Here is a 19,510-nt window from a genome sequence, read left to right as displayed (position 1 = left end):
CGTAGGGTCACGGGCCTGACACGCGCTCGATCCGCAGGTGCCGCGGGCCGCGCAGGATGGGGCTGTGGCGGTACGGCGGTGGATCCTCGGCCAGTTGGAAGCCCTCCAGCCGGGGGAGGAGCGCGTGCAGGGCGAGTTGGGTCTCCAGGCGGGCGAGCGGTGCGCCGAAGCAGTTGTGGACGCCGCTGCCGAAGCCGAAGTGCTGGTTGTCCGCGCGGGCCGGGTCGAAGCGGTCCGGGGCGGCGAACCGCAGCGGATCCCGATTGCCGGCGGCCAGGACGAGGATCAGTGGGGCGCCCTTGGAGACGGTGACGTCCGCGACCTCGACATCGGTCAAGGGGCTGCGCTGCGGGAGCAGATGGACCGGGGGCTCGTAGCGCAGGAGCTCCTCGACGGCCCCGGGCATCAGTCCGGGGTTCTCCCGCAGATACCGAAGGGCGTCGGGGTGCCGCAGGAGGGTGAGTGCTCCGTTGGTGATGAGGTTGACCGTCGTCTCGTGCCCGGCGATGAGCAGCAGCGTCGCGGTCGCCATCAGCTCACCCCTGCTGAGGTGCCCGTCGGGGCCGGAGTCGTGCACCAGGGCGGAGAGCATGTCGTCCGACGGGTCGTCACGGCGCTTGTCGGCGAGGTCCCCGAGGTACGCGCCCATCGCCTGCCGGGCTTCCAGCCCCGCGTCGCGGTGGCTCTCCTCGTCCTTCCCTGGCGTCAGGTCGAGACTGGCGATGACCGTGTTCGTCCAGCCGCGGATCCGGGGTACGTCCTCGTGCGGCACCCCCAGCAGCCGGCAGATCACGGTGACGGGGAGGGGATGGGCGAAGTCCTCGACCACGTCGATCCGGTCCCTGTCCCGGAACCCGTCGATCAGCTCCCCGGAGATCCGGGTGATCTCGGTGCCCAGGGCGTCGATCCGGCCGGGGGAGTGGGGCGGCCCGAAGGGACGCATCGCGATACGGCGGAGCCGGTCGTGCTCGGGGTCGTCGAGGCCGATGAAGGCCGGCTGCGCGCCCCTCCTGAGCGGCGGGACCGTCTGCGGGTCGGCGCGGCTGCGGGAGTCCGAGCTGATCCGCGGGTCGTGGAGCAGGGCGGCGATGTCGTGGTAAGCGCCGACCAGAAAGCTGCCGTCGGCCTGCCGCGTCACCCCGTTCTCGCGGAGTTCGGCGTACAGCGGATAGGGGTCGGCGCGGTTCGCGTAGTCCGTGATGCGCTGGAGAAGAGTGTCCGGGGACATGTACGGGGCTCCTCATGGACGGTGGGCGACGGCGCAGGGAGGTTCGTTCCTGACCAGGGTCAGGCGCCGGTCCGGCAGATGGCCGGTGAGGGCCACGGTGGGCCCGTGCGAGAGCAGCCGGGGGTCCGGCACGTCGGAGGGGACGGGCGCCTCCGATTCGGGCCGGTCGGCCGCTCCGCGCCCGGGTGGGAAGGGGGCCGCCGTCTCGATGAGGTGCTGGTAGTGCTCCAGCCACTTGGCCCGGTTCACACTGACCGCAGCGGTGATCCGCCCCCGGTAGCCGTAGACCGCGACGAGACGGCCCTCCCGCAGCGACCCCTGGGCGATGACCACATGGTCGGAGAAGGTCGGCACGCCGACGGACTTGATGTTGAGGCCGAACTGACTGGACCAGAAGGCGGGCACCGCCAGGTGCGGGCGTCTGTCGGGCCCCGTGCTGACCATGTTGTGAGCCGCCACCTCGGCCTGGGCGACCGCGTTGCCCCAGTGTTCGAGGGCAAGCATCTGGTATTCGAACAATGGGTGGGGGAAGCGGGCCACGTCACCGGCGACGAACACATCGTCGGTGACGATCCCGTACATGTTGAACGCGCGGCAGCCCGCGTCGCACGCGACGCCCCGCGGGCCCGCGGCCAGCTCCGAGCCGGCGAGCCACTCGGTGTTGCGGACGGCGCCCAGCGCGACCACGGCGACATCGGCCTCGATCCTGCTGCCGTCGGAGAACTCGGCGCCCGTGAGCCGTCCGTTGCCGCCCTTCAGCGCGGTGACCGTCACACCGCAGCGCAGATCGACACCGTGCGCGCGCTGCAACCTGGCGGCGAACGCGCCGAGCGTTCCGCCCAGCGCGCCGACGAGCGGCGAGGGCCCGCGCTCGGCGACCGTCACCTCGAGGCCGCGCTCCCGGCAGGCGGACGCGATCTCCGAGCCCGTGAACCCGGCGCCGATCACCAGGACCCGCCGCGGCCCGGCGTCGAGCCGGTCCGCGAGCGCCGCCGCGTCCTCGCCCGTACGCAGCGTCAGTACGCCGTCGAGGCGGGCCTCCGCGGGGTTCGGCCAGGGGCGGGCACGGGTTCCGGTGGCGATCAGCAGCCGGTCGAACGGCAGCCGTTCGCCGTCGGCGAGGATCACTCGCTTCCCGACCGGGTCGACCCCTTCGGCCCGCACCCCGAGCCTCCAGCGGGCGTCCACCTCGCGGCGGCGCGGCAGCCCGACGTCCGCCGCCCCCGTCCGCCCGAGCAGCACCTGCTTGGAGAGCGGCGGCCTGTCGTACGGGGGCCGCGGCTCCTCCCCGACCAGCGTCAGCGATCCGGCGAAGCCCTTGTCGCGCAGCGTCTCGGCGGCCCGCAGACCGGCCAGCGACGCCCCGACGATGACGATCCGGCCGTCCCTCGGGTCACCGTTCACCGGGGCCCGCCCGCTCACCCACGAGAATGGCCTGCACCGGACAGGCCGCCGCCGCCCTGCGTACGCGCTCGTACGAGCCGTCGGGGACGGCGGGCGTGAACATCAGGGCCTCCTCGCCATGCAGCTCGAACACCTCGGGAGCGAGGAACGCGCACTGCGCGTACCCCTGGCAGCGATTGAGGTCGACAACGATCTGCATCCAGGTCCACTCCTCCGCGCGTCGCCCGCAGTCTCCGTCCTATGGCCTGCGGGCGGGAGGCGCGAGCGGTGGTGCGCCAAGGGGGGAGGCGCGAGCGGTACGGGGCCGGACCCGGCCGGGGCGGTGCCCGCGACGGCGTGACGGGTCCGGCCGGCGGCCGGACCCGATACGGTCCGTGCCCCTTCAGCCGGCTGCCACGGCGCGCCTGACGCTCTCGCGCAGCAGGGCGCGGCGCTGTTCGTGCACTTCGGGGGGGTCCTGGGCGGTTGCCGCGTAGACGTTGCTGACCGGCGACCAGGCCATGGACATGGCGATGACCACGGCCATCACGTCGAACGGGTCCCCCTGGCGCACCAGACCGGCGTCCTGGGCCTCGGCGATGGCGCGCAGCTTGCGGTCGTCGAGGCGGTCACTGTTCTCCACCAGGTGCCCCGTGGGGCGGCGCTCCAGGCGCGCCCAGGTGGCCAGCCGGATCAGGTCGGGGCGGCGGAGGTACTCGTCGTAGAGGCGTACGGCCCAGTCCGCGAGGTCGGTGGCGTCGATGGGGGCGACGTTCATGATCCGTTCCAGCGAGCCGAAGAAGATGGCGTCGAAGAGCCCTTCCTTGTTTCCGAAGTAGGCGTAGAGCTGCGCCTTGTTCGTACGCGCGGCGGCCACGATCCGCTCGACGCGCGCTCCGGCGATCCCGTGCTCGGCGAACTCCTGGGTCGCCGCGTCGAGGATGCGCTGGTAGGTCGCCGCTCCGCGCGGGCTCAGGGGCTGGTCTGCCATGTCCGTCACGCTACCAGACTGAACGGTTGGTTTGCCTGGCGGCCCGGTCGGGCCTATGTTGAAGCAGACAGAACAGTCTGTTTAAGGAGATGTGCTGTGCGGACCACCACTGGCTGGCAGGCCGACGGCTCGACGGCGACGCTGCGGCGTACACCGCTGGAGCGACGCGACCTGCGCCCCGACGACCTCGCGGTCCGGATCGACTACTGCGGCGTCTGCCACACCGATCTGCACGCCGTCCGCAGCCACGACGGCGAAGCGGACCGCCCCTTGGTGCCGGGGCACGAGTTCACGGGCGTGGTGACCGGGACCGGGCCCGCGGTCGCCCGCTTCCGTGCCGGCGACCCCGTCGCCGTCGGCAACATCGTCGACTCGTGCGGCGAGTGCCCCATGTGCCGGGCCGGTCAGGAGAACTTCTGCCACACCTTCCCGACCCTGACCTACGGCGGTGTCGACCGGCAGGACGGATCGACCACCTTGGGGGGCTACTCCCGCGAGTACGTCGTCCGGGACCGCTTCGCCCATCCGCTTCCCGCCGGTCTGGAGCCGGCCGCCGCCGCTCCGCTGCTCTGCGCCGGGATCACGGTCTGGGAACCCCTGCGCGCCCTGGGGGTGGGGCCGCACAGTCGCGTCGCCGTGGCAGGACTGGGCGGCCTGGGCCATCTCGCGGTCAAGATCGCCGTGGCGCTCGGCGCCGAGACCGCGGTCATCAGCCGCTCACCCGGCAAGGCCGACGACGCCCGCCGTCTCGGCGCCCACGATCTCATCGTCTCCACGGACCCGGAATCGATGGCCGCCGCCCGTGACCGGTTCGACGTCGTCATCGACACCATCTCGGCCCCGCACGACGTCGGCCCGTACCTGCGCCTGGTCGCCATGGACGGCACGCTCAGCCATCTCGGGCACCTCGGACCCGTCACCGTGGAGACCATCGACCTGCTCGTGGGGCGCAAGAAGCTCAGCTCCGCGGGCAGCGGCGGCACACCCGCGACCGCCGCCCTGCTGGACTTCTGCGCCCGGCACGGCATCACCGCCGACATCGAGCTGCTTCCCTCGGCGCGGGTGAACGAGGCCCTCGACCGCCTCAGGGACAACGACGTCCGCTACCGCTTCGTCCTCGACATGTCCGACCTGGACTGACCGGAACGGCCCTCGGCACGCGGGCAGATGGAGCAGGCGAAGAACGATTCTGCGGGTTGTTCCGCACACGCTCCGCCGCCGTCCGCCCGCCGGTCGCACGGCGGCGGAGTAGACATCGGCCATGGACGATCCTTTTGCCTTCAGCCCTGTTGCCCTCAGCTCTGTTGACGTGGTCGGCGGGCCGCCGGTGGGCGCGGTGGCACCGTCAACCAGATCTCCCCGCGGTCCGGACGGATCAGGGAGCCTGCTGCCGGGGGCGGGGAGTGAGAGCCCGAGCGCGACGGAGTACGGCGGCGGCGTGCGGCTGACGGCGGAAACCACGCAGGGAGGTGTGCAGATGCCGAAGAGCCCGGTCCGCGGTGGCCGAACGCAGACTCGGGTAGTGATCGAGGAAGACGTGCCAGTGGACGCATGACTCCTCCAGACGCCCCAGGGCCAGCAGGGTCTCCGCGAGCCGCGCACGGGTGAGCGCGCTGGACCTGTGCCGGTCGTCGGATCGGGCCCCGGCCGCGGTCCCCAGTGCCTCCACCGCCTGGGCCGCGTCACCCAGGGCAAGGAGCGCCCGGCCACGCTGATAGTCGAGGCCGGGGCGCGGATAGTGGCTGAAGGGGCCGGCCGGGCTGGTCGCGCGGTCGTGCTGAGCCTCGGCCGTCGCGAGATCGCTGACGGCTTCTCTGCGGTGCCGCGCGTGCGCGTGGGTGAGGCCGCGCTGGCTCAGCAGAAAGGCCCGGGTGGACGGGTCGGTACGCGGACCGGCGGTGTCCACGGCGGCGTCGGCCAGATGCCACGACTGTTCGAGGAACCCGAGGTGCAGCGCCTGGAGGCTCATGGCGCGCAGGGTGATCGCGTACAGGCGGCGGTCGCCGGCCTCGCGCGCGAGGCCGAGCGAGGCGGTGAAGTAGCGCTGCGCCAGGCTCTGGTGGCCGGCGTCCATGGTCATACGGCCCAGCAGATGGGTGAGTTGGCCCGCTCCGGTGAACAGTTCCCGGCGCAGGGAGGGCGGGGCCGGAGCCGCCAGCAGGCTGCCCGTGTCATCGGCGACGTAGGCCGTCACGGCGGTGCGCGCGTGGGCTCCGCCATGGCGTTCCATGAGATCCGCGAAGAGGGGGATCATCCAGTGCATTCTCCGGAGGTCCGCGGCCGTGGCCCGGGGGACCAGGGCGGGTTCCCGCCCAGGAGTGGGACCGGCGGGGCGGGTTCGGGGCCAGGCGGGCGCGGTGGCGTTGCCGAGGTTGTAGGCGGAGCCGGTCAGCGTGACCCGGCGCGCGGGGTCGGTGTCGGCGCGGCTCAGGGCCGCCAACCGGTCCAGGACATCGTCCTGGGGGGACTGATGGGGCGCCAGCGGGTCGTCGGCCGAGGACCCGTGCTGTGCGAGGCCGGTCTCCTCCGCGGTGACCAGCCGGCCGCTGCGGCGGCTGAACGCCGATGCGACCAGGGTGGGGACGGGCGGCCGGGGGCGGGAGCCGGCCAGCCAATGGGCGACCGAGGTGCGGTCGTAGCGCAGCGGAAGGCCCTGCGCGGCGCCCAGGCCGTTGACGGCCCTCGCCAGCTCCGCCGCACTCCAGTCGGCCTCGCCGAGCAGGGCGGCAAGGTGGGGATTGGGCTGACCGCGTGCCACGCCCCTGCCTCCTCGGGGTGAGCCTTGTTCGCCCGTCAGGCTCGTGACGGCGCACGCGCCGGGCGGTTACGCGCGTCGGTCATGGCGGGCCACGTTTCAGGGACGGACCAGTGGATCGTCGTGGGACGTCATTCCCGGTCTCCGGCTCATCATCCTGCCAAGGGTGCCGGAGCGGGAGTAGCGGACCGGTAATCCTCCTCGTTCTTTACCGAGGACGGCCTGATGGCTGGTCTCGCGTACGCCCGCACGTGGGAAACGCGACGGGACGATGCGCGCCTCCGGAGCGGTTCAGCGGTTCGGCGGTTCGGGTTCGGCGGTTCGGCGGTTCGGCGGGCCAGCGCTCCAGGAGCTGTCCCCGCCTCGTTCACAAGTACGCAAGCGTTCAACGCGGGCACGCATCGTCGGCCGAGGACCGGTATCCCGCCGAGTGGGCCGGGCAGGCGCCTCCCAGAGCGGGACCACCCCCTACGCGTCGATCCCCTCCACCTCCAGGCCCTACGCCTCCAGAAACAAAGAGGAGTGCCCTTCGATGACACAATTCGACGACCTCGCCGATATCTACGAGGAGTTCTCACGGCTGCCCTTCCGCCGAGAACTCGAATTCCCCAGCGTGATCGGGTTGCTGGGTGATCCTTCGCATCTGCGGATTATGGACATGGGCTGCGGAAGCGGCGTGTACAGCCGGGTATTGGCCCGGCGCGGCGCCGGACAGGTAGTAGGGCTCGACGAATCCAGCGGAATGATCGAACACGTCCGCGCCCGTGAATCCGGAGAACGTCTGGGCATCGGCTACGCCGACGGCACCCTGCCGGCCGAACTGGTGGGCAGCTTCGATCTGGTCCTGGGCGTGTACGTCATGCCGTACGCCACCACGTACAAGGAACTCGTCGGCCAGTGCCGGACCGCCGCCGAGGCCCTGCGGCCCGGCGGAAGGTTCCTCACCCTGCCCCTTCACCCCGAGGTCCATCAAGACCCCGATCACTACGAACGCTACGGCTTCCGCCTGACCACCGACGGCGCCCTCACGGACGGTTCCCCGGTGGATCTCGCACTGTGCTTCGGCGGCCACGACATCCACGTCACCGCCCACTACTGGAGCGCGGCGACCTTGGAAGAGGCGCTGCGGGAGACCGGATTCGGCCCCGTCCGGTGGCGGCGGCACTGTCTGTCCCCCTCGGCAGCCGCCGGACCGCCCGATTTCTGGGAGCCCTACCTCTCGGCGCCGCACGCCGCGATCCTCGACACCTGCAAGGAGGACGAACCGTCATGACACCCCTGCCCGAACTCGCCGCACGCAGTGAACTCCTCATCGAGAACGCCCGGTTCACCACCCTGGCCACCCACGGCCCCGACGGGCCCTGGGCCTCCACGGTCAACTACGTACCGCTGCGCGAACCCCTGCGGCTGCTGTGGTACTCGCTGCGCCGTGCCCGGCATTCACGCAACATCGAGTCCGACCCGCGGATCTCCGGCTCGATCTACCTGACCGGACTGCCCGGATTCGGGCTGGACGGCGCTCAGTTCACCGCCACGGCCCGACCGGTGGAGCCGGATGAACTCGACGAATTCAGTGGCTGGTACTACGAGCGGAACTTTCCGGACGAGGACGTACGCCGCCAATGGCGGTTACCTCTCGACGAGTTCAGGGGCGAGGGCCCCCGGCGTTTCTACCTCCTCGAAGTCCAGCGGTGGTGGCTGCTGGACATCGACCAGTGGCTCGTGGACAAGAACGACCAGCGCATCGACGTTCCACTGGACGCGATCACCGGCCACCCGGCGCCCGCCGGGGACTCTTCGGCAGGTGTCCGGTGAAGGCGCTCGTCAAGCAAGGGCCCGGCGAAGGGCTTGAGTACGTCGACATCCCGACGCCCGTACCGGAACGCCACGATGTCCTCATCCGGGTGCTGCGCACCGGCATCTGCGGTACGGACCTGCATATTTACGAGGGAAACCCCTGGGCGACGCGGACGGTCAGGACACCACGTGTCGTCGGCCATGAGTTCGTCGGCGAGATCGCGGCGGTCGGACCCGGCGTCGGCGGGCTGCTGCCCGGCCAGCTCGTCAGCGCGGAAGGACACCTGACGTGCAACAGTTGCGTCAACTGTCAGGCCGACCGTAAGCATCTGTGCCGTGCGGCACAGGGCCTCGGGGTACAGCGTGACGGGGCCTTCGCGGAGTACCTGGTGCTGCCGGCGGAGTCCGTCTGGGTGCACCGCCCCGGTGTCCCCCTGGATGTCGCGGCCATGTTCGACGCCTTCGGCAACGCCGTGCACGTCGCCGACGCCTTCCCCCTCCGCGACCGAACGGTCCTGGTCACCGGCGCGGGGCCGATCGGCGCCATGGCCGCGGCCGTCGCCCGCCACCGGGGCGCACGCCTGATCGTGGTCAGCGATCTCAGCCCCTTCCGGCTCGACCTCGCCCGGCGGGCGGGCGCCCATCTCGTGGTCCAGGCCGGTGAACAGCCCGTCGACCCTGCCGCACTCGGTCAGGAACAGGGCTTCGACATCGGCTTCGAGATGTCCGGCAACCCGTCCGCCCAGAGCGACCTGATCGCCGCCATGGCCCATGGCGGGCGGATCGCCGCCCTCGGCCTGCCCGACGAGGACGTACCCACCGACTGGTCGGACATCTCCCTGCGGATGCTGACCATCCAGGGAATCAGCGGCCGCAAGGTGTTCGACACCTGGCACACCATGGCCGACCTGCTCGACGACGGTCTGGACCTGTCGTTCGCCGTCACGGACCACTTCGCCGCGCAGGACTACGAGAAGGCCTTCGCCACAGCCGCGCAGGGCGACGCGGGCAAAGTGATCCTCGACTGGGCCCCGAGGGACTGAAGGGAGCCGTCATGCCGTACTCCGTACGTGTCCACACCACGATCGACGACATCGACGAGCGCTGGGACGACCTGATGACGGCGGCCCGCGCCCCCGTCTTCTACCGGCGCCCCTTCCTGCGTGCCTTCGAGAAGCATCCGCTGCATCCGGTCCTGCGCACCGCGTACCTCCTGATCGAGGACGAGGCGGGGCAGGTCCAGGCGGCCCTGCCCGCCTACCTGCAACGCGACGTCGACCCGATGCGGGTCATCGCCGACCACTACCCGCACGCGGTCGGCCGGACCGTGCTGCTCAGCCATGCCTGGCACTGCTACGACAGCGTGCTGCCGGTACGTCCCGGCCCCGGGAGCCGGTCCGCCGCCCGGCGCGCGGTGAGCGCGCTCAGGGAGGTGGCGGCGCGGTGGGACGCGCGACTGTGCGGCATCGTCAACGCGGACGCCGACGGCCCACTGGGCACGCTGCTGCCCGACGCCGGATTCACCGGCGTGGACATCGACGTCGGATGGGGACTGACCCTGGACGACTACGACGGATTCGACGACTACCTCGGCAACGCGCTCAAGAAGAAGCCGAGGCGGAACCTCAGGCATGACCTGCGCGAGGCCGACAAGGCCGGGGTCACTGCCCACACGGGCCACGCGAAGGACGCGGACCTGGACACCTTCGTACGGCTGGCCCGCGCCACCGCGGCCAAATTCGACAACGCCGACTACTACCGGCCCGGCCTCTTCCAGGACTTCGTCCTGGCCCTCGGAGACTGTGCCGGGTCGGTGGAACTGCGCGTCGGAGACCGTACGGTCGCCTCCGCGCTCACCCTCACCGACGACACCCGGCTCCACTACTGGGCGGTCGGATACGCCCAGAAGGACACTCCGGGCTACAGCCCCTTCTACGTGGCGTACGCGCACGTGATGCGGGAGGCGTGGGCTTCGGGCCGGGAGTGGGCCGAACTCGGCCGCCGCAACCCCACGTTCAAGCGGCGGTACGGGCTCCGCCCCCGGGCACTCCGCGGCTACTTCGCCGACGCCGTACCGGAAGGGGAACGCCTCCGCGGGTGATCGCGGCGGCCTCCGGCGTCTTCGGACGCCGGAGGCCGGCCCGGCACCCGCCCAGGACCGCCGCGGCACCCTGCAGCGCGACACACCCGAGCGCCGCCAGGACGGTCAGCCCGGGCCTGATGCGCGTGAGCGAGGGCAGCAGGACGCCGAGCCCACAGAGAATGTCGCCTCGTCCGCGCATCGGTCGGGCAGATCTGCGGCACCCCGGAGCACGCGCGGCCGACCGGTGACCTGCGCGCCGACCTGGTCCGGGAACTGCTCGACTTCGCCGACGACCTGTCCCAGGGGCACCTGACCCGGGTTCTGGGCGGAGTCCTCGAACGCGCCGGGAACGATCCGGTGGTGGACGAGATGCGCCCGACAGCTCTGCGAGGAGGGAACGCGCTCCATGGAGGCGATTCTCCGTTCCCACCTGCCCGCGGAGTCGGTCCAGCCGTCCCTGGCACTGCTGACCGGCGGCGTGCTCGTCCGGGTCGCCCTTCAAGCCTCCCCGACGACCAGGGAGTTCGTCGAAGACCTCGTCGAGAGGGTGCTCGTCTCGTCAGGGCTGTAGCGACAACCCCGCCGGGCGCCCCGGTTCACGAGGCCGTGGAGAAGGTATTCCGTGGCACGCGCGGCGCCGCCTTCAGTAGGGTTCCGCGGATGCGGCGATTCGCGGACATCGAAGACCTCTCGGGGCTTGTACGGGACGCACTGGGCGCGGGCGGCCGTGTCGTCGCCGCGGAACGGTTGCGCGGAGGCAGCAAGAAAGGGGTGTACCGGGTTCGCCTTGAAGGAACCCGCGCGGCGAGTGTGATCGTCTACATCTGGGCCGAAGCTGAGAACTTCTGGCCGGGCACGCGAGAGACCGACCCCACCGACCCGTTCGCGCCCGCCTCCGGCCTGGTCCCGTTCCTCACCGCGCAGCGGAGCCTGGACGGCCTCGGGGTACGGGTACCGCGCGTACTCCTCGCCGATGACAGCCGACGCCGCTTCCCGGCGGACGTCGCCGTGGTCGAGGACGTCTCCGGTGGCACGCTCGAAGCACTCTTCGAGACCGATCCCCGGCGCGCGACGGCAGCCCTGGGTGTCCTCGCCGCCATGCTGGAGACGATGCACCGGCACCGGGCCCGGCGCTACGGCAGGGTGGATGTGCTGGAGCGGGGCGGCCCCGCCCCACAGGTCTCGTGCGAGCGACGCGTCCTCGATGGCGCCCTGCGGGACGTCGAGGAGGGGGCGGGGCGCGACGGCAGGATCGCGAAAGCCGGCGACGCCTTGCACGAGCGGCTGCGAGAACTCGCCGATGGGGTGAGCCCGCGCACGGAGTACGGCCTGATCCACGGAGAACTCGGCCCCGACCACGTCCTGGTCGACACCGACGGGCGCCCCGTCCTGATCGACATCGAGGGCCTGATGTACTTCGATGTCGAGTGGGAGCACGTCTTCCTCCAACTCCGCTTCGGCGACCGGTACACCGCACTGACCCGACCCGGTCTCGACCCGCGGCGACTCGACCTCTACATGCTCGCGATGCGCCTGTCGCTGGTAGCCGGCCCACTGCGTCTCCTCGACGGCGACTTCCCCGACCGGGAGGCGATGCGGGGAATCGCCGAACACAACACGAAGGAGGCGCTGGCACTCCTGGCGTAGCCCTCGGACACGCGGGGCCGCGGGGAAACTGATGGGGGCGGCGCGGTGTCATGTGAGCGTCGACCAGCTCGTGGAGGTTCAGCTTTGAGGAGCGACTCCACGGTCCTGGAGAAGTCCAGAGACACTCCTCAGGTGTGTCCAGGGGGGAGAGAACTGTGCGACCGATCGAGAGGGAGATCGCCCGTCAGAACTGGAAAGGCATGGTGTGCGGGTGCGGCAACTCTGCGGAACACCTTGCCGAGGACCTGCTGCGGCTTGCGGGGCGCGGCCCCGGGCGGGAGCCGGGCCAGGTCAGCTTCGAGGAGCATGTCTGGTCCCCGGCGGCCTTGTGGGAGCCCGCACCCGCGGTGGCGTCCGTTGCTCTGGCGGCCCTCACGGACGAGGTGACACCGGCTGCTCGTGGGTGGTTTCTCAGCCTTCTTCAGCGTCTTGTGGCCGGCGAGGGCACGGATGGGGCATCTGCCGGACGTGGGCTCGATCTTCCGGAGATATGCAGGGACCTTGCCGTGCAAGGACTTTGGCTCCTCTACGAGGAGGTGATGCTGAATCGATCCCCTGGTAGCGCCGGTACCGCCTTCGAGATCTTGACGATGGTGGAGCTCGACCGGACCCGTCTGCAACGCGCTCGGGAGATCGCCGCTGACTGGCTGCCGGTGTGCTGCCGGACCGGCCATTGCGACGACGACACTGTTGCCGACGGTGCGAGCGGTGTGTAGTTGCCGTGCCGGGGCGCGGTGGCGGCTCCGGTACCGGAAGTTGGGACAAAAACGGTGCCCCCGAAGGCTCACCGGGTTGTGACAACAGAGCAGGCTTGCCCATACGCGTTTCCGTCGTGGTGAGGCATACCCCTACGGTGATGCGGTGACAACTCAGGTGATCGTGTTGAACGGTGGTTCCAGCTCGGGCAAGTCCGGGATGGTCCGGTGTCTGCAGGCCGGTCAGTTCGCAGCGGGCCGACCGACGTCCGCTGTGAACTGACCGACGTGCCCCTGTGGTCACGGCCGAGGGACGCGGACCGGTCCGGTCGCGTGATCGGAGCCGGAGGCGTGGGCCTCGCCGTCGTCCAGGTGGCGGTGGCCGCCGGAGCCACAGTGATCGCCGTCGGCCCGCATGGACCCAGCAGGGCCCAGGCCCTGCGCCACAGCGCCGCCCAGGCCACGGCGTGCCCGCTGGAGGCGGTACGGGAGATCACGGACGGGCACGGCTGCCATGTCGTCGTCGACACCGTTGGCACCGGGGACACCCCCGGCCTCGCCGTAGGGATGACCCGCCCCCGAGGCCGCGTCGTCCTCTTCGGCTGCGCCGGAGCGCCCGCCGCCCTGGACGTACTCGCCGATGGATCGGTCGTGGGCCGCCTCGTCATCACACCGTAGGCAGCGGCCGAGCCGGCTGCCGGCCGAGCGCGGTATGACCCTGTCCGAACGGGTGGCCAGGGTCGAGGTGACGGTGGCCGACCTCTCCGTCCTGACACTTGTTGCTCCGCGTGACTCCCGAGGGGGAAGGACAAGCTCATCGAAGCCGCCGCGAACGGATTTCTCTTTTCGGACAGATTCGACTGATGCGCGGTGGTTTCCGGTCGGGAGTCCCGACAGCGGCGTTGTCCCTGTCGCGTACTGCTCATCCTGGTGCCCGGCCCGTCCATGCGCGGGCGGGTCCCTTCACGCAGGGGAGTTGGCGATGGGTGTACGCGTACGGGCCTGGGCGCGCGCGACGGCCGGGGCGGTGTTCGCCGCGGCGCTGGTGGCCGCCGGACCGGTGGGGAACGCGGCGGCCGCGGACTGGCGGGGCGAGCCGGGGATGCTGGAGGCCGCGCACATGCCGCCGGACGTCCTGCCCTGGTACGGAGGCTCGATGGGGCGAGGCTGGGACACCTACACCCCCTGTCTGTCGGACTGGGCGTTCGAGCCGCCCGAGGAGAACGTCTGGAGGGGGCACTTCCAGACCTCGGAGACGGCTTCCGCCTACCAGAGGGTGATCGCGTTCCCGACGGAGACCGAAGCCGTGGCGTTCGCCGGGGCGGCCCGGCAGCAGTACGCGGGGTGCGCGGACCGCCAGACCTACCCCGGCTACGTCGTCACGGCCTACGACCACGGATCGGTCGATGTCGAAGAGGGCGCCACCGTTGGGGGTGTCGGCGTGGTGGACGGCAGCCGGTACCACAACTACTTGTACGGGGTAGGCCGGGACGGGGACACCGTGACCCTGGTCGAGTGGGAGAGCAACTGGACCACCCCGGACCCCACCGCGTTCAAGGAAACCGTCCGCGCGGCCGTCGACCGGCTCTACTGAGCCCACCGCTCTCCCGGCCGTACGGTGAAGGGCCCGGGCCGAGCGGGACGGTTCGCCGGATCCCGGGCAGGGCCATGGCTTCTCGACCGGCCGCCGGAGGGGTCATGGCCGCCAGACTCCCGCTGCCGCGGCCCGCACGACATAGTCCTCGAAGGTCCGGGGCGCACGCCCCAGCACGGTGGCGATACCGTCCGTCGTTTCGGCGAGTACCCCGCGCTCCATCAGCACGAACATTTCGGCGACGTGGTGGGCGTCGTCCTCGCCCCAGCCCTCCTTGACCAGCGCCGCGGTGTACTCGGCGGGGGAAACCTGCCGGTAGGCGATGGGCCGCCCGGACGCCCGGGAGATCAGCACGACGGCCTCGGCCCAGGTCAGTGCGCGCGGCCCGGTCAGTTCGTAGATCCGTCCGGCGTGCCGGCCGGGCTCGGCCAGTACCGTGGCCGCGGCGTCGGCGACGTCCTCCAGGTCGATGAACGGCTCGGGGACCGAACCGGCAGGGAGCACCAACTCGCCGGCGACCAGCGGGGCGTGGAAGAGGTCCTCGTCGAAGTTCTGGTTGAAGTTCGAAGCACGCAGAACGGTCCACTCCAGCGCCGAGCCGCGCACGGCCTCCTCGGCCGAGCGCATGTCCAGCCCGAACGGGGAGTCGCCCCAGGTGTCGGCGCCGTGCCCGGAGAGCAGGACCAGACGCCGTACGCCGGCGGCCTCGGCCCGCGCCACGAACGCGTGCACCGGTCCGGGCACGGGCGGGGGCACCACGTAGACGGTGCTGATGCCCCGCAGGACGGCATCCCAGCCGTCGGGGTCGGACCAGTCGAAGCGGGTACGGCTGGATCGGGAGGCGGCGCGCACCTGTGTGCCGTGCAGCCGCAACCGGGCGGCGACCCGCCGGCCGGTCTTGCCGGTGGCGCCGAGGACAAGGGTGGTTTCGTTGCTCATGCCGATGATTCAACGGCACCCGCTCGGACGAATCCATGGGTGAAAAGCCGGATCGCATGTGCCATCGTCTAACCTCGGCGGAATGGACGCGTTCGGTGACCTCTTCCGCGGGATGCGGGCCCACGGCTCGTTGTTCGGCACCTCGACCCTGTCCCCGCCCTGGGCGCTGCACTTCGTGGACGGCGCGCCACTGACGTTGTGCACCGTCCTCGGCGGGGCCGGCTGGATCGTGCCGGAGCACCGCCCGCCCGAACACCTCAGCGCCGGCGAGACGGTCATCGTGCGGGGCCCCGATCCGTTCACCTTCGTCGACGAGGTCGGCACCCGGGCCGAACCGATCGCCTGCGGCGAGGACTGCGCGACGCCCGAGCAGGGCGGAACCCGGCACCGGCTCGGCTGGAACGACAGCCGTGACGACTGCGGTGACGGTGCGACGACGCTGATCGTCGGCGCCTACCCGGTGCGCGGCGAGATCAGCCGCAGGCTGCTGGACGCGCTGCCCGTCGTCCTGCGGGTGGCTTCCGGCGGCGGCACCGACCCCGTGATGGACCACCTCGCCGCCGAGGCCGCCGCCGACACACCGGGCCAACAGGTGGTCCTGGACCGGCTGCTGGACTGGCTGCTGGTCTGCGCGATACGCGAGTACTTCGACCGGCCCGGTGGCCGGCCCCCGGCCTGGTACGCCGCCCAGCGGGACCCGGTGGTCGGCGACGCGCTGCGCCTGCTGCACGCCGAACCGGCGGCGCCCTGGAAGATCTCCTCGCTGGCCGACCGGACCGGGGTGTCGCGTTCCACACTGGCCAAGCGGTTCGCCGACCTGGTCGGCGAACCGCCGCTGACCTACCTCACCCGCTGGCGCATGACCCTCGCGGCGGACCTGCTGGCCGAGCGCGAGGCGACGACCGTCGCCGAGATCGCCCGCGCCGTGGGCTACTCCGACGCGTTCGCGTTCAGTGCGGCGTTCAAACGGATCCGAGGCGTCAGCCCGAGCGAGTTCCGGCGCACCGGCACGGTCGTTCCCGAGCGGCCGACCGGCCTGACCGGCCCGCCTCTGCCGGAGGAGGCCGTCAGTGGCTGATGACGACCTTGCCGAAGCGTGGTCCCTTCGCGAAGGAGGAGAACGCGTCCGGTGTCTCGTCGAACGGGAAGACACGGTCGACCACGGGCCGTAGCCGGTGCCGGCTGATGACCCGGTTCATCCGTTCGAGGTCGCTCCGGCTGCCGACCGTGATCGTTCTGAGCGTCGCGCCACGTCGGAAGAACCGCGTCAGGTCCATGCCGCCGCCCGAGGCGAGATTGCCGACGAGGGAGATGCGCCCGCCGTAGGCGACGGCGGCGATCGACTGGGAGATCGTTCCGGCGCCGCCGATCTCGACCACGAGATCGACACCGTGGCCGCCGGTGAGCGCCCGTACCTGGGCACCCCACTCGGGCGTGCTGTAGTCGACGACCTCGGACGCGCCGAGAGCGCCAAGGCGTCGGGCTTTCTCGGCACTGGACGTCGTGGCCGGCACGCGTGCGCCGGCCAGACGGGCGAACTGCAGCGCGAAGACGGACACGCCGCCCGATCCCTGGACGAGCAGTACATCGCCCGCACCGACCCCGGACACGGCCGACCACGCCGTGAGCGCGGCGCACGGAAGCGTGGCCGCTTCCTCGAAGGACAGATGCTCCGGCACACCGACCACGCTCTGTTCGTCGACGGCGATGTACTCGGTGAGCCATCCGTCGCGGTGCACCCCGTACAGCTCACCCCACTCGGGGAACGAACCGTAGAGCCAGGTCGGGTGGAAGGTGCTCATGACGCGATCCCCGACGCGGAACCGCGAGACCCCGTCCCCGACCGCCTCGACGACGCCCGCGCCGTCGGAGAGCGGGATACGCCCCGCGGGCACAGCGACCGGATACGTTCCGTTCGCGATGAGCAGATCGCGTGCGTTGAGCGAACTCGCCTTCACTCGTACGAGCACCTCGCCCGCCGACGGAACCGGCACCGGACGCTCCGCCGGGGCGACCGGGCCGCCGTCACCGTTCATCTGGAATATCCGCATGGCCCGTCCTTCGTCCGTGGATCCGACATCTTCACGGTAGGGGCGGGTCGCTGGACGGAATGTATTCTCGCGTCCAGGATTTGGTGCACATCGTCCAGGAGAAGCATGGATCCGATCGACGACCTCCTCACCACGATGAAGATCGAGAACTCTCGGTACGTACGGGTGGAGGCATACGCGCCGTGGGGTATCTCGTTCCCTTCCCGGCACCTCGCCAGATTGGTCCTGATCTCCCGCGGATCCTGCTGGCTGACCGCGAGCCCCCTTGACCGGCCCCTCCGTCTGAAGACGAACGACTGCTTCCTGGTCCGGGCCGGCGTGAACTTCACGCTCCAGGACGAGACGGGCAGCGATGTCGTCGACTGCGACGGAGTGTTCGCCCGGGCGCCCGGCAACTCGGCGCGGGCCGGGGGCGATGGCGAGATGACCGAGATCATCTCCAGTCGGTTCGCTTTCGACGCCGTGGCGTCCGAGCCGTTGTTCGCACTCCTGCCGCCGTTGTTCCGGCTGAGCCTGGACGACACGGCCGGTCAACTCCTGCGCGCCACGTTCGACCTCATCGCCCAGGAGAGCGCGGCGAGCGGGATCGGTGCCGGCTTCGTCATGAGCCGGCTGTCCGACGTGTTGTTCGTCCAGGCGCTGCGCGCCTGTTGTGCGGAGGCGGGCGGCGGCGCCATCGGGTGGCTCGCCGCACTGCGGGAGCCACGGCTCTCCGTCGCCATGCGGGAGATGCACGCGGACCTGGCCCATCCGTGGACGGTCGACGCACTCGCACGCAAGGCGGGAATGTCACGTTCGGCGTTCGCCGCGTTGTTCAAGGAGAAAGCGGGGGACACACCGCTGGGCTATCTCGCGTCGTGGCGCATGTACCGGGTGAAGACCCTCCTCCGGGAGACACCGCTGAGTGTTCAGGAGATCGCCGTCAGAGTCGGCTATGACACCGGTACCGCGCTGAGCCGTGCGTTTCTGCGCAGGGAGGGCGTCGCTCCCGGAGCCTGGCGGCAGTGCGCGGACCAGGGTGCCCTGTCCGGAACTCGACGCTCCCAGGCCGGGGACATTCCGTCGGGCTGAGGTGCGATGCCGCGCCGCGCGGGGTGGCCTTGCTCGCCGTACGACCGGCGATCTAGGATGAATGCGCTTTCATAGCGGTTCGGTGACAGGCACCAGCGCGTACCCGGGTACGGCGGAAGAAGCGGACGGTCGGTCGAGTGAGCGCCCCCACGGTTTACGACGTCGCCGAGCGGTCGGACGTCTCCATCGCCACGGTCTCGCGGGTCTACCGCAACCCCGGATCGGTGCGGGCCAAGACCCGTGAGCGGGTCCTGGCGGCGGCCCGCGAGCTGGGTTACGTACCCAGTGGGAGCGCCAGGGGCCTGGCCAGCCGCACCACCGGTGTGCTCGGCCTCTGCTTCCCCGACTACGCCGATCCCGACGCCGAGGCCGACGCGGAGGCGGAGGGCGACGCCGACGACGCGGTGATGCTGTACTCCGACCAGATCATCCGCGGTATGGAGCGGGCGGCACGGCGGCACGGTTACGCGCTGCTGATCGCCGCGTCGCTGGAGGGCGGCCCCGAGAGCCTGGTCGCGAAGGTCGCGGGGCGGGTCGACGGCTTCGCCGTCCTCGCGCGGACCGTACCGACCGAGGACCTCGAAGTGATTTCGAGCCGGCTGCCGATCGTGATGCTCGCCGGGCCGCGCGAGATCGACCACCTGGACCACATCATGGTCGCCAACGCCGACGGCGAGCGGGCGCTCGCCCGCCATCTCATCGAGGACCACGGGCTGCGCCGGCTCGCGTTCGTCGGCGGCGATGTCGACTCCCCGGACGCGGAGGCCAGGTTCTCCGGCTTCCGGGACGCGTGCGGAGAGGCGGGACTGCCGGTGCCGGACGCGCCCGACCTGCGGGTCGGGATGATGACCCGGGCCGAGGGCGCGCGGGCCGCCGAGGCGTTGCTGGACCGGGCGGGCGACCGGCCGGAGGCGATGCTCTTCGCGAACGACCAGATGGCGGTGGGCGCGCTGCGCGCACTGGACCGGCGTGGTGTGCGGGTCCCCGAGGACATCGCGGTGACCGGGTTCGACGGGATTCCGCTGGGCCGGATCGTGCAACCGGCGCTGACCACCGTACGGCAGCCGATCCGCCACCTCGGCGAGCAGGCCGTGGAGTTGCTGGTCCAGCGGTTGGGTGACGGCGACCGGGCCCCGGTCTCGCTGACGCTGCCGGTCTCCCTCGTCCGGCGCGCGAGCTGCGGCTGCGGCTGACGGAGCCGCGGCACCCCGGCCGAGCCGCCGGGTCGCCCGCCATTTCCCGGTGGCGTCCATCGCCTGGCGATGCCCCCGCCTCC

General features: G+C 71.1%; 20 protein-coding genes and 1 pseudogene. 14 read left to right on the top strand and 7 right to left on the bottom strand.

All coding sequences use genetic code 11. From position 1 onward, the window contains the following. Positions 1–7 precede the first annotated feature (7 nt). From ACIBJC_RS01160 to ACIBJC_RS01145, 4 genes are all read right to left on the bottom strand, one after another. Positions 8–1,228: a cytochrome P450 gene (locus ACIBJC_RS01160; protein WP_399286011.1), complete on the bottom strand. Its 1,221-nt coding sequence runs from the start codon at positions 1,226–1,228 to the stop codon at positions 8–10. A 12-nt stretch (positions 1,229–1,240) separates the two neighbouring features. Then, positions 1,241–2,632 carry an NAD(P)/FAD-dependent oxidoreductase gene (locus ACIBJC_RS01155; protein WP_399286009.1) on the bottom strand — a complete coding sequence of 464 codons (1,392 nt, stop codon included), beginning with the start codon at positions 2,630–2,632 and terminating at the stop codon, positions 1,241–1,243. Continuing rightward, positions 2,622–2,831 carry a ferredoxin gene (locus ACIBJC_RS01150; protein WP_399286007.1) on the bottom strand — a complete coding sequence of 70 codons (210 nt, stop codon included), beginning with the start codon at positions 2,829–2,831 and terminating at the stop codon, positions 2,622–2,624. The genes ACIBJC_RS01155 and ACIBJC_RS01150 overlap by 11 nt, the downstream gene beginning before the upstream one ends. 183 nt (positions 2,832–3,014) lie before the next feature. Then, positions 3,015–3,602 (bottom strand): TetR family transcriptional regulator, encoded by a 588-nt coding sequence (locus ACIBJC_RS01145; protein ID WP_399286005.1) that lies wholly within the window; start codon positions 3,600–3,602, stop codon positions 3,015–3,017. A 96-nt stretch (positions 3,603–3,698) separates the two neighbouring features. Here ACIBJC_RS01145 and ACIBJC_RS01140 point away from each other — a divergent pair, with 96 nt between their 5' ends. Next, on the top strand, positions 3,699–4,742 hold the full coding sequence (locus ACIBJC_RS01140; RefSeq protein ID WP_399286003.1) for an NAD(P)-dependent alcohol dehydrogenase: 1,044 nt from the start codon (positions 3,699–3,701) through the stop codon (positions 4,740–4,742). Between the two features lie 235 nt (positions 4,743–4,977). On the opposite strand, the gene ACIBJC_RS01135 is transcribed toward ACIBJC_RS01140, so the two are convergent. Next, on the bottom strand, positions 4,978–6,360 hold the full coding sequence (locus ACIBJC_RS01135; protein ID WP_399286001.1) for a tol-pal system YbgF family protein: 1,383 nt from the start codon (positions 6,358–6,360) through the stop codon (positions 4,978–4,980). A 529-nt stretch (positions 6,361–6,889) separates the two neighbouring features. Between ACIBJC_RS01135 and ACIBJC_RS01130 the strand changes: the two genes are divergently transcribed. From ACIBJC_RS01130 to ACIBJC_RS01085, 10 genes and pseudogenes are all read left to right on the top strand, one after another. Beyond that, positions 6,890–7,630 (top strand): class I SAM-dependent methyltransferase, encoded by a 741-nt coding sequence (locus ACIBJC_RS01130; protein ID WP_399285999.1) that lies wholly within the window; start codon positions 6,890–6,892, stop codon positions 7,628–7,630. Next, positions 7,627–8,172 (top strand): pyridoxamine 5'-phosphate oxidase family protein, encoded by a 546-nt coding sequence (locus ACIBJC_RS01125; RefSeq protein ID WP_399285997.1) that lies wholly within the window; start codon positions 7,627–7,629, stop codon positions 8,170–8,172. Before ACIBJC_RS01130 ends, ACIBJC_RS01125 begins: the two co-directional genes overlap by 4 nt. Continuing rightward, on the top strand, positions 8,169–9,197 hold the full coding sequence (tdh, locus tag ACIBJC_RS01120) for an L-threonine 3-dehydrogenase (RefSeq protein ID WP_399285995.1): 1,029 nt from the start codon (positions 8,169–8,171) through the stop codon (positions 9,195–9,197). The genes ACIBJC_RS01125 and tdh overlap by 4 nt, the downstream gene beginning before the upstream one ends. A gap of 11 nt (positions 9,198–9,208) precedes the next feature. Beyond that, a complete protein-coding gene (locus ACIBJC_RS01115; RefSeq protein WP_399285993.1) occupies positions 9,209–10,255 on the top strand; it encodes a GNAT family N-acetyltransferase in 1,047 nt (348 codons plus the stop codon). Between the two features lie 388 nt (positions 10,256–10,643). Then, the gene (locus ACIBJC_RS01110) at positions 10,644–10,808 is read left to right on the top strand and encodes a hypothetical protein (protein ID WP_399285991.1); all 165 of its coding nucleotides are present in this window, start codon (positions 10,644–10,646) and stop codon (positions 10,806–10,808) included. Positions 10,809–10,897: 89 nt separating this feature from the next. Beyond that, positions 10,898–11,884: a phosphotransferase family protein gene (locus tag ACIBJC_RS01105; protein WP_399285989.1), complete on the top strand. Its 987-nt coding sequence runs from the start codon at positions 10,898–10,900 to the stop codon at positions 11,882–11,884. 155 nt (positions 11,885–12,039) lie between these two features. Continuing rightward, the gene (locus ACIBJC_RS01100; RefSeq protein ID WP_399285987.1) at positions 12,040–12,600 is read left to right on the top strand and encodes a hypothetical protein; all 561 of its coding nucleotides are present in this window, start codon (positions 12,040–12,042) and stop codon (positions 12,598–12,600) included. Positions 12,601–12,745: 145 nt separating this feature from the next. Next, positions 12,746–12,820, top strand: a pseudogene (locus ACIBJC_RS01095) (chloramphenicol phosphotransferase); the annotation flags it as partial. A 92-nt stretch (positions 12,821–12,912) separates the two neighbouring features. Next, positions 12,913–13,257: a zinc-binding dehydrogenase gene (locus ACIBJC_RS01090; protein WP_399285985.1), complete on the top strand. Its 345-nt coding sequence runs from the start codon at positions 12,913–12,915 to the stop codon at positions 13,255–13,257. Between the two features lie 304 nt (positions 13,258–13,561). After that, positions 13,562–14,173 (top strand): hypothetical protein, encoded by a 612-nt coding sequence (locus ACIBJC_RS01085; protein WP_399285983.1) that lies wholly within the window; start codon positions 13,562–13,564, stop codon positions 14,171–14,173. 102 nt (positions 14,174–14,275) lie between these two features. Here ACIBJC_RS01085 and ACIBJC_RS01080 read toward each other — a convergent pair whose 3' ends face one another. Then, positions 14,276–15,112 carry an NAD(P)H-binding protein gene (locus tag ACIBJC_RS01080; protein WP_399285981.1) on the bottom strand — a complete coding sequence of 279 codons (837 nt, stop codon included), beginning with the start codon at positions 15,110–15,112 and terminating at the stop codon, positions 14,276–14,278. An 82-nt stretch (positions 15,113–15,194) separates the two neighbouring features. Here ACIBJC_RS01080 and ACIBJC_RS01075 point away from each other — a divergent pair, with 82 nt between their 5' ends. Next, on the top strand, positions 15,195–16,190 hold the full coding sequence (locus tag ACIBJC_RS01075; RefSeq protein ID WP_399285979.1) for a cupin domain-containing protein: 996 nt from the start codon (positions 15,195–15,197) through the stop codon (positions 16,188–16,190). On the opposite strand, the gene ACIBJC_RS01070 is transcribed toward ACIBJC_RS01075, so the two are convergent. After that, on the bottom strand, positions 16,180–17,163 hold the full coding sequence (locus ACIBJC_RS01070) for an NAD(P)-dependent alcohol dehydrogenase (protein WP_399285977.1): 984 nt from the start codon (positions 17,161–17,163) through the stop codon (positions 16,180–16,182). The genes ACIBJC_RS01075 and ACIBJC_RS01070 overlap by 11 nt on opposite strands. Positions 17,164–17,268: 105 nt before the next feature. On the opposite strand from ACIBJC_RS01070, the gene ACIBJC_RS01065 reads away from it, so the two are divergent. Together ACIBJC_RS01065 and ACIBJC_RS01060 are read left to right on the top strand one after the other, a co-directional pair. Beyond that, complete coding sequence (locus ACIBJC_RS01065) at positions 17,269–18,234, top strand: AraC family transcriptional regulator (RefSeq protein WP_399285975.1); 966 nt, start codon at positions 17,269–17,271, stop codon at positions 18,232–18,234. A 137-nt stretch (positions 18,235–18,371) separates the two neighbouring features. Next, on the top strand, positions 18,372–19,427 hold the full coding sequence (locus ACIBJC_RS01060; protein ID WP_399285973.1) for a LacI family DNA-binding transcriptional regulator: 1,056 nt from the start codon (positions 18,372–18,374) through the stop codon (positions 19,425–19,427). The last annotated feature ends 83 nt before the right edge of the window (positions 19,428–19,510 follow it).

The organism is Streptomyces sp. NPDC050509, assembly GCF_044457965.1.
Taxonomy (GTDB): domain Bacteria; phylum Actinomycetota; class Actinomycetes; order Streptomycetales; family Streptomycetaceae; genus Streptomyces.
The sequence above is the reverse complement of the archived record's forward strand: the minus strand, read 5'-3'. Positions and strand labels throughout refer to the sequence as shown.